The sequence below is a fragment of the Pseudomonas sp. B13(2017) genome, assembly GCF_002113245.1.
Taxonomy (GTDB): Bacteria; Pseudomonadota; Gammaproteobacteria; order Pseudomonadales; family Pseudomonadaceae; genus Aquipseudomonas; species Aquipseudomonas putida_Z.
Genome location: NZ_NEJX01000021.1, coordinates 109,280 through 118,454, shown reverse-complemented (window position 1 = coordinate 118,454; position 9,175 = coordinate 109,280). Strand labels below are relative to the sequence as shown.

At 65.9% G+C, this 9,175-nt stretch carries 8 protein-coding genes; all 8 read left to right on the top strand.

Features of this window, described 5'->3' with window-relative positions:
* Positions 1–261: 261 nt before the first annotated feature.
* The 8 genes from CAG44_RS23240 (at position 262) to CAG44_RS23205 (ending at position 9,061) form a co-directional block, all read left to right on the top strand.
* Positions 262–459 carry a hypothetical protein gene (locus tag CAG44_RS23240; RefSeq protein ID WP_085693074.1) on the top strand — a complete coding sequence of 66 codons (198 nt, stop codon included), beginning with the start codon at positions 262–264 and terminating at the stop codon, positions 457–459.
* Positions 456–1,460: an aspartate-semialdehyde dehydrogenase gene (locus CAG44_RS23235; protein WP_075044156.1), complete on the top strand. Its 1,005-nt coding sequence runs from the start codon at positions 456–458 to the stop codon at positions 1,458–1,460. The genes CAG44_RS23240 and CAG44_RS23235 overlap by 4 nt, the downstream gene beginning before the upstream one ends.
* 71 nt (positions 1,461–1,531) lie before the next feature.
* Positions 1,532–4,255: a FimV/HubP family polar landmark protein gene (locus CAG44_RS23230; RefSeq protein WP_085693073.1), complete on the top strand. Its 2,724-nt coding sequence runs from the start codon at positions 1,532–1,534 to the stop codon at positions 4,253–4,255.
* Positions 4,256–4,449: 194 nt separating this feature from the next.
* Positions 4,450–5,307, top strand: coding sequence for a tRNA pseudouridine(38-40) synthase TruA (gene truA, locus CAG44_RS23225; RefSeq protein WP_085589219.1), 858 nt, complete (start codon positions 4,450–4,452; stop codon positions 5,305–5,307).
* Positions 5,308–5,368: 61 nt separating this feature from the next.
* On the top strand, positions 5,369–5,989 hold the full coding sequence (locus CAG44_RS23220) for a phosphoribosylanthranilate isomerase (protein ID WP_025338242.1): 621 nt from the start codon (positions 5,369–5,371) through the stop codon (positions 5,987–5,989).
* 222 nt (positions 5,990–6,211) lie between these two features.
* Positions 6,212–7,105 (top strand): acetyl-CoA carboxylase, carboxyltransferase subunit beta, encoded by an 894-nt coding sequence (accD, locus tag CAG44_RS23215; RefSeq protein ID WP_025338243.1) that lies wholly within the window; start codon positions 6,212–6,214, stop codon positions 7,103–7,105.
* The gene (gene folC, locus CAG44_RS23210) at positions 7,105–8,412 is read left to right on the top strand and encodes a bifunctional tetrahydrofolate synthase/dihydrofolate synthase (protein ID WP_085589221.1); all 1,308 of its coding nucleotides are present in this window, start codon (positions 7,105–7,107) and stop codon (positions 8,410–8,412) included. Before accD ends, folC begins: the two co-directional genes overlap by 1 nt.
* Positions 8,396–9,061, top strand: a complete 666-nt coding sequence (locus tag CAG44_RS23205; RefSeq protein ID WP_085589223.1) for an SPOR domain-containing protein — start codon at positions 8,396–8,398, stop codon at positions 9,059–9,061. Before folC ends, CAG44_RS23205 begins: the two co-directional genes overlap by 17 nt.
* Positions 9,062–9,175: the final 114 nt, after the last annotated feature.

The window sequence follows — 9,175 nt, the reverse complement described above, 5'->3', positions numbered from 1 at the left end:
AGCGAAGAGCGAAGAGCGAAGAGCGGAAAAGTACTGGTCTTGATCTCGCGCATAGTCCATTTACGATGGCGACGCTTACTCACCTTTTCGCCCTTACGGCGAGTCACTTTTTGCCAAACGCGGCAAAAAGTAACCAAAAAACGCTGCGCTCCCATCATCCGGCCCCTCCGCTACGCTCCGGGGTTCCCTCGCGCCGGTCTTGCTCCCGGGAGTACGCGCTGCAGGCCCCATCCATGGGGCCTCAGCGCTTGACGGGCATCCATGCCCGTCACCTCCCTCCGCAAGACCTCTGCTCGGCCTCCTGAAGTCGCGAAGATCAAGATCAAGATCAAGATCAAGATCAAGATCAAGATCGGCGCGGCGCAGCGCAGCTCTAGGTTTGGGCCAGCACAGACAAAACTCTACAATCCGAGTAAAGTGCCGCCCCCGCCGTTTTCAGCAAAAGGATCCCTTCCATGACACACCCTTTGGACATCGCCGTCGTCGGCGCCACCGGCAGCGTCGGTGAAGCCCTGGTGCAGATCCTCGAAGAGCTGGATTTCCCGGTCGCCACCCTGCACCTGCTGGCCAGCATGGAATCGGCGGGCAGCAGCGTGATGTTCGCCGGCAAGAAGCTGAAGGTGCGTGAAGTGGACAGCTTCGACTTCGCCCAGGTCAAGTTGGCCTTCTTCGCCGCAGGCGCCGCCGTCAGCCGCAGCTTTGCCAGCAAGGCGCTGCAGGCAGGCTGCACGGTCATCGACCTGTCCGCTGGCCTGGACGACGCCCTCGCCCTGGTGCCAGAAGCCAACGCCGAACGCCTGGCCAGCCTGGCATTGCCCGCCCGCATCGTCAGCCCGTGCTCGGCCGCGGTTGCCCTGGCCGTTGCACTGGCACCGCTCAAAGGCCTGCTGGATATCGAGCGGGTGCAGGTAATGGCCGCGCTGGCGGTGTCCGCACAAGGCCGTGAAGCGGTCAACGAACTCGCCCGGCAAACCGCCGAGCTGCTCAATGCCCGCCCCCTGGAGCCACGCTTCTTCGATCGCCAGGTGGCGTTCAACATGCTGGCCCAGGTCGGAGCCGCCGATGAGCAAGGCCACACGGCCCTGGAGCACCGCCTGGTCAGCGAGCTGCGCGTGCTGCTGGGCCTGCCGGAACTGAAGATTTCCGTGAGCTGCGTTCAAGTCCCGGTGTTTTTCGGCGATAGCTTCAGTGTGGCGGTGCAGAGCCGTCGCCCGGTAGACCTGGACGCTGTCAACCAGGCCCTCGAGGCGGCCGACAGCGTCGAACTGGTGGAGCGCGATGATTATCCGACCCCGGTAGGCGACGCAGTGGGCCAGGACGTGGTCTATGTTGGTCGTGTACGGCACGGTGTTGATGAAGACCAGCAACTCAACCTCTGGCTGACCACCGACAACGTGCGCAAAGGCGCCGCGCTCAATGCCGTGCAAGTGGCGCAATTGTTGATTAAACACATGCCGTAAAAGATACTGGCGAGCACTATTGTCCTGCTCCGCATGCAGGTTTCAGGACGCTTTATACAAGGGAAGAGGTCATGCTTCGAATTCGCAAACTGGTTCTGGCCATGGCTGCAGCATCGGCGCTGTCGTCGGGCATGGCGAATGCCCTGGGCCTGGGGGAGCTGACCCTCAAGTCGGCACAGAACCAGCCCCTGGACGCCGAGATCGAGCTGCTCGACGTGCGCGACCTCACCGCCGCCGAAGTGGCGCCGAGCCTGGCGCCGCCGGAAGAGTTCAGCAAGGCCGGGGTGGCGCTGCCGACGTACCTCGAAGACCTCACCTTCACGCCGGTGATCAACCCCAACGGCAAGAGCGTGCTGCGGGTTACCTCCAGCCAGCCGCTGCCTGAACCGGTGGTAAAGTTCCTGGTCCAGGTGATGTGGCCGCAGGGCCGCCTGCTGCGTGACTACAGCGTGCTGCTCGACCAGGCCAAGGCCCAGGGCGACAAGCCGGCGGCAGGCAATGTCGCGCCAGCGGTGACCGCTGCCGGCAGCTACACCACCCAACGCCGCGACACCTTGTGGCAGATTGCCGCGCGCAACACCCAGGGGGGGTCGATCCAGCAGACCATGATCGCGATCCAGGCGCTGAACCCGGACGCCTTCATCGGCAACAACATCAACCAGCTGAAGGTTGGCCAGGTGTTGCGCCTGCCCGACCAGCAGCAGATCCAGAATATCGCGCAGGGCGAGGCGACCGCTGAGGTGGCCGAGCAGTATGCCGCCTGGCGTGAAGGCCGCCGCCTGGGCCCGCGTGCTCGCCAGCTGGACGCCACCCGTCGCGGTGCCGCCGAGGCAGCGCCGGCGCGTATCGCCCAGGGCGACAACCTGCGCCTGGTCAGCCCGGGCAACCAGGCCGGTGCCGACCAGGCCAAGGCCCTCAACGACAAGCTGGCGGTGGCCCAGGAAAGCCTGGACACCAGCCGTCGCGACAACGAAGAGCTCAAGAGCCGCATGGCCGACCTGCAGAGCCAGCTGGACAAGCTGCAGCGTCTGATCGAGCTGAAGAACAACCAGCTGGCCCGCCTTGAAGCCCAGGGTGCGGCGGCACCGGCCCAACCGGTCGCCAAGCCTGCGCCTGTCGCCGTCGATACCGCACCCAAGCCGGTGCCCGCCGCCGAGGCCGCACCTGCCGGCCAGCCTGGCAGCATGGTCGACGAAATCATGGGCAACCCGCTGCTGCTTGGGCTGATTGCCGGTAGTGCCTTCCTCGTACTGCTGCTTCTGCTGTTGTTGCTGGCGCGCAAGCGCAAGGCCCAGCAGGAGGCTGAAAAGCACCTGCGCATGGCGCGGGCGCTGGAAGAAGAGCAGGGCGCAGGCTTCGACAGCGATAGCGCAAGCTTCGATGGCGTCGAGGTCTCGGCCCCGAGCGTGACCCTGTCGCCGGCCGTGGTCGCTGCTTCGGCTGCCGCCGCCACCGCCGCGGAAAAAACATCGGCACCCGCCGTCGAGGCGCAACCTGAACCGCAAGCCGACCCCCACGCCGCGCTGCTGGCGGAGGTCGAGCAATGCGTGGCCGAAGGCCGCCTGAACCGCGCTACCGACCTGCTGGAGCCTGCCGTGGCCGCCGCGCCGCAGCGTGACGACCTGCGCCTGAAACTGATGGATGTGTACGCCCGCCAGGGTGACCAGAGCGCGTTCGTCGAGCAGGAACGCAAGCTGCCGGCCAGCGAGCAGAACAGTGCAGCTGTTGCCGGGCTGAAGGAGCGCTACCCGGCCATGCTCGGCCTGGCCGCTGCCGGCCTGGGCGCGGCGGCCCTGGCTGCCGAGATGGATGAGCAGTACGTGCAGGAACTGCTGCAGGATCAGCCTGAAACGCCAGTGGTTGCCGACGTGGCACCCGAGGAAGAGCCGGCGTTCGAGCCAGAGGTGGCGGTTGAACCAGAGGCCGTTGCCCAGGTGGAACCTGAGGCAGTGCTCGAGCCCGAAGTTGATCTGGATGCTGAGCTGGATGCCTTCGATGAAGTGCCGACCCTCGATGCGCCGGGCCTGGACGAGCAGGACCTGGACAGTGCCTTCGACCTGAGCCTGGGTGACGACCTGCCCGAGCAAGACCCGCTGGCGGCGCCGCTGCTGGACGAATCGGTGGCCCAGCAACCTGTCGTCGACGAGCCGGTACTGGATGAGCCGGTGCTGGAAACGGCTCAGCCGGAAGACGAGCCGTTTGCCGTGGATGCCGAACTGCAGGCCGACGCCGACGCCGAGTTCGAGGCCATGCTGGCCCAGGCTGAGCCACAGCCCGCTGTGGACCTGTCCGATTTCGACCTCGACATCAGCGAGCCGGTTGCCCCGGTCGCCCCGGCAGCGGTGGACGAAGCCCCGGTGGATGTCGCCGCCGAGTTGGCTGCCTTCGACAGCGAGCCAGCGTTCGACCCGCTTTCCGAGTTCGACCTGCCGTCCGACTTCGATCTTTCGCTGTCGCTGGAAGACGATTCGCCGGCAGCCAAGAGCTTTGCCTCGGAGCTGAACGACGTCAACGCCGAGCTGGACAAGCTGTCGCAGAGCCTCGAATCGCCGTCGCTGGAGCCGCACTTCACCAGTGAAGACGCAGTTGCCCAGCCAGAGCCCGAGCCACTGGACGACCTGGACTTCGACTTCTTCTCCGGTAGCGACGAAGTGGCCACCAAGCTTGACCTGGCCCGCGCCTATATCGACATGGGCGACAACCAGGGCGCGCGCGACATCCTCGATGAAGTGGTCAAGGATGGCGACGACAGCCAGCGTCAGGAAGCCGAGGACATGCTCTCCCGGCTGGTCTGATGTAAGCAGGGCCGGCCTCTTCGCGGGCTTGCCCGCTCCCACAGGATCTCCACACATTTTCGACCTTGTGAGTAACCTGTAGGAGCGGGCGAGCCCGCGAAGAGGCCCTCAAATGCGGTGCATATTCAACGGCAGCCCTACACGGTTGCCGTTGTCGTTATAATCCCCGCCATTCCGTACACCCCACAGGTTTCATGCTCTTGGACATCATCGACACCGCCGCCGAGTCCGCGGCCGAAGGCTACTCCCGCATCGCCCTGGGCGTGGAATACAAAGGCGCGCGCTATCGTGGCTGGCAGCGCCAGGCCAGTGGCGTGCCCAGTGTCCAGCAGGCCCTGGAGCAGGCCCTGTCCAAGGTGGCCAACGAGCCGATCTCGGTGATCTGCGCCGGGCGCACCGACGCCGGCGTGCATGGCTGCGGGCAGATCGTGCACTTCGACACCCGCGCCGTGCGCGACGAACGCGCCTGGACCATGGGCACCAACTTCAATCTGCCCCATGACATCAGCGTGGTCTGGTCGCGGCCGATGCCGGCCGACTTCCATGCCCGCTTCAAGGCCTGCGCCCGGCGTTACCGCTACGTCATCTACAACGACCCGATCCGCCCGGCGCACCTGGCCGAGGAAGTCACATGGAACCACCGCCCGCTGGATGTCGAACGCATGGCCGAAGCCGCGCAGTACCTGCTCGGCACCCATGACTTCAGTGCCTTCCGCGCCAGCCAGTGCCAGGCCAAGTCGCCGATCAAGCACATCTACCACCTGCGCGTCACCCGCCATGGCCAGATGATCGTGCTGGATGTGCGCGCCACGGCCTTCCTGCACCACATGGTGCGTAACATTGCCGGTGTACTGATGGCCATCGGCGCGGGAGAGCGCCCGGTCACCTGGGCGCGTGAGGTGCTGGAGGGGCGCAACCGCCGCGAAGGCGGGGTCACGGCGCACCCGTACGGGCTCTACCTGGTGCAGGTGGAGTACCCCGAGGAATACGCGCTGCCCAAGCGTTACATCGGCCCACACTTTTTGACCGGCTACGAGGCATTGGCAGACTGACGGGCGAAAAGTCATTTGCTAACATCCGGCCTTTCACCGTAACAAGCAGGGTTCGCTGTCCATGAGCAATGTTCGCAGCAAGATCTGCGGGATTACCCGCATCGAAGACGCACTGGCCGCTGCCGAAGCGGGCGCCGATGCCATCGGCCTCGTCTTCTATGCCAAGAGCCCGCGCGCCGTGGACGTGCGCCAGGCGCGGGCGATCATCGCCGAGCTGCCGCCGTTCGTGACCACGGTCGGGCTGTTCGTCAACGCTTCGCGCTGCGAGCTGAACGAGATCCTCGAAGTGGTTCCGCTGGACCTGCTACAGTTCCACGGCGATGAAACCCCGCAGGACTGCGAAGGCTACCACCGCCCCTGGATCAAGGCCCTGCGCGTGCGCCCGGGCGACGACCTGGAGGCGGCCTGCCAGCTTTACGCCGGTGCCCGCGGCATTCTGCTGGACACCTATGTGCCAGGCGTACCCGGAGGCACCGGTGAAGCGTTCGACTGGTCGCTGGTGCCGGCGCGCCTGAGCAAGCCGATCATACTGGCGGGCGGGTTGTCTGCCGACAATGTCGGCCAGGCCATCGCCCAGGTGCGGCCGTACGCGGTGGATGTCAGTGGCGGCGTGGAGCAAGCCAAGGGCATCAAGGACGCGGCGAAGATCGAGGCATTCATGCGTGCGGTGAAACAGGCGTGATGGCAGATGTGACGGCTGGCTGCGCGCCATCGTCCATAGCTTTCGCAGCCCTGCGGGGCAGCCGCCTGCGCCTGTGGCGGCAAGACAACACATTAGCGGTGGGGTGGCGCGCTGGAAGTCCCGGCGGCCGGTCCATCATCGTTTCATAAAAGATTTTGAGCTCAAGGGCAGGGCAGGGCCGGCGACACCGGCCCACGCCTGCCAATACTGGAGAAAGAAAGCATGAGCAACTGGTTAGTCGACAAACTGATCCCTTCGATCATGCGTTCCGAGGTGAAGAAGAGCTCGGTGCCTGAAGGCCTGTGGCACAAGTGCCCGGCCTGCGAGGCCGTGCTGTATCGTCCGGAGCTGGAAAAGACCCTGGATGTCTGCCCCAAGTGCAACCACCACATGCGCATCGGCGCACGTGCGCGCATCGACATCTTCCTCGACGCCGATGGCCGTGCCGAACTGGGCGCCGACCTGGAGCCGGTCGACCGCCTGAAGTTCCGTGATGGCAAGAAGTACAAGGACCGCCTGACCGGGGCGCAGAAGCAGACTGGCGAGAAGGACGCCCTGATCTCCATGAGCGGCACCCTGATGGGCATGCCGATCGTGGTCAGCGCCTTCGAGTTCTCGTTCATGGGCGGCTCCATGGGTGCCATCGTCGGCGAGCGCTTCGTGCGCGCGGCCAACTATGCCCTGGAGCACCGCTGCCCGATGGTCTGCTTCTCCGCTTCGGGCGGTGCACGCATGCAGGAAGCGCTGATCTCGCTGATGCAGATGGCCAAGACCTCGGCCGTGCTGGCGCGCCTGCGTGAAGAAGGCATCCCGTTCATCTCGGTACTGACCGACCCTGTATACGGTGGTGTTTCCGCCAGCCTGGCCATGCTCGGTGACGTGATCGTCGGTGAGCCGAAGGCACTGATCGGCTTCGCCGGCCCGCGCGTGATCGAGCAGACCGTGCGCGAGAAGCTGCCGGAAGGCTTCCAGCGCAGCGAGTTCCTGCTGGAGCACGGCGCCATCGACCTGATCATCTCCCGTGGCGAACTGCGCCCGCGTCTGGCCCGCCTGCTGGCGCAGATGACCGGCCAGGAAACCCCGGAGCAAGCGCGTGAGGCGGCTGCCGTCGCGTGATGAAACAACGATCCCTGGGCGAATGGCTCGCCTACCTCGAGCAGTTGCACCCCTCGGCCATCGACATGGGCCTGGAGCGTTCGCAGAAGGTGCTTGCCCGGCTGGCGCTGGGCAAGCTGGCGCCACGCGTGGTGACGGTGACCGGCACCAACGGCAAGGGCTCGACCTGCGCCTTCGTGGCCTCGCTGCTGCGTGCCCAGGGGCTCAAGGTCGGCGTGTACAGCTCGCCTCACCTGTTGCGTTACAACGAGCGGGTGCTGATCGATGGCCAAGAGGCCAGCGATGAGCGCCTGTGCGAAGCCTTCGCCGCCGTCGAGGCGGCGCGGGGCGATATTTCCCTGACCTACTTCGAGATGGGCACCCTGGCCGCGTTCTGGTTGTTCTACCAGTCGCAGCTGGATGCCGTGGTACTGGAAGTGGGCCTTGGTGGCCGCCTGGATACCGTGAACGTGGTGGATGCCGACCTGGCCCTGGTGACCAGCATCGGCGTCGACCATGTCGATTACCTGGGTGATACCCGCGAGCTGGTGGCCTTCGAGAAGGCCGGCATCTTCCGTCAGGGCAAGCCGGCACTGTGCGGTGACCTGGATCCGCCTCGGCCGCTGCTGGACAAGGCCGCCGAACTGGCTGCGCCGCTGTTCCTGCGTGGTCGTGACTTCGACCTGGCCAGTGCCGATGGCAGTTGGAACTGGCGGGGTACTGCGGCTGATGGTGCGCCGGTAGAGCTGCGTGGCCTGCCTTTGCTCGACCTGCCCATGGAAAACGCCACGCTGGCCCTGCAGGCCTACCTGCTGATGGGCCTGCCCTGGGACGCCGGGCAGATTCGCCAGGCGCTGCTGGATACCCGCATCACGGGTCGCCTCGACCGTCGCCTGCTGAGCTGGCAGGGCAAGCCGGTGGAACTGTTGCTGGATGTCGGGCACAACCCGCACGCCGCGGAGTACCTGGCCCGGCGCCTGGCGGCCCGGCCGCTGAAGGGGCGCCGCCTGGCGGTGTTCGGCCTGCTCGCCGACAAGGACCTGGACGGTGTTGTCGCGCCGCTGCAGGGGCTGGTCGACGACTGGGCAGTGGCGCCACTGGATACCCCGCGCAGCCGCCCGGCTGCGGAGCTGGCCACGGCCTTGACGAACGTCGGCGCCGCGGTGAAGTCTTATGCCAGCGTCGATGCTGCCCTTGAAGGGCAATGCGCGCAGGCAACGGCGGATGACCAGATCTTGCTGTTCGGTTCGTTTTTCTGTGTTGCCCAGGCACTGGAATGGCTGGAGCGGCACGCCCAGGAGGGTGGAGTAGATGGCAGTGCTGGATAAAGGGATGAAACAGCGCATGGTGGGTGCGTTGGTGCTGGTGGCGCTGGCGGTGATTTTCCTGCCGATGCTGTTCACTCGCGAGGACGAGATGCGTCAGGTGCGCGTCGAGGCCCCGCAGGCGCCGGCCATGCCAAGCCTGCCGGAAGTGAAGGTGGAACCGGTCGCCGTGCCGGAGCCGCAGGCCATTGCGCAAGAGCCGCAACAGCCACCGGTGGTGGTGGACGAGTCCACCGCGCCGGCGAGCGCGCCCAGCCAGCCGATTACCCCGTCACCGCAGACCCAGCCTCAGGCGCAGGTGCAGCCTCAGCCTCAGCCCGCCAAGCCGCAGGCGCCCGTGGCCAAGGTCGAGCCTCAGCCGGCAGCCAAGCCGGCCGCGCCGGCGGCGCCATCGAAGATCGACGTCAATGGCCTGCCGGTCAGCTGGTCGATCCAGTTGGCCAGCCTGTCCAACCGTGCCGGGGCCGAAAAGCTGCAGCAAACCTTGCGTAGCCAGGGTTACAACGCCTATATCCGCTCGGCGGGTGGCATGAACCGGGTGTACGTGGGGCCGCTGATCGAGCGGGCCGAGGCCGAGCGCGTGCGCGACGCCATCAACCGCCAGAACAGCCTCAAGGGCTTCGTGGTGCGCTTCCAGCCTGAGCGCAGCTGATAAACCCGGGGTCGGCTTTGCCGCTCATTCGCGGGTTCTGTATAGGTCTTGCAGCGGCGCGGTCCATGTGGGAGCGGCCTTGTGTCGCGAAAGGGCCGCGAAGCGGCCCCAGGA

Bases quoted from the DNA above. Each gene is read 5' to 3' on its own strand.
- CAG44_RS23240 (WP_085693074.1), top strand. From the start codon at position 262: ATGCCCGTCACCTCCCTCCGCAAGACCTCTGCTCGGCCTCCTGAAGTC.
- accD (WP_025338243.1), top strand. From the start codon at position 6,212: ATGAGCAACTGGTTAGTCGACAAACTGATCCCTTCGATCATGCGTTCC.
- folC (WP_085589221.1), top strand. From the start codon at position 7,105: ATGAAACAACGATCCCTGGGCGAATGGCTCGCCTACCTCGAGCAGTTG.
- CAG44_RS23235 (WP_075044156.1), top strand. From the start codon at position 456: ATGACACACCCTTTGGACATCGCCGTCGTCGGCGCCACCGGCAGCGTC.
- CAG44_RS23220 (WP_025338242.1), top strand. From the start codon at position 5,369: ATGAGCAATGTTCGCAGCAAGATCTGCGGGATTACCCGCATCGAAGAC.
- truA (WP_085589219.1), top strand. From the start codon at position 4,450: ATGCTCTTGGACATCATCGACACCGCCGCCGAGTCCGCGGCCGAAGGC.
- CAG44_RS23205 (WP_085589223.1), top strand. From the start codon at position 8,396: ATGGCAGTGCTGGATAAAGGGATGAAACAGCGCATGGTGGGTGCGTTG.
- CAG44_RS23230 (WP_085693073.1), top strand. From the start codon at position 1,532: ATGCTTCGAATTCGCAAACTGGTTCTGGCCATGGCTGCAGCATCGGCG.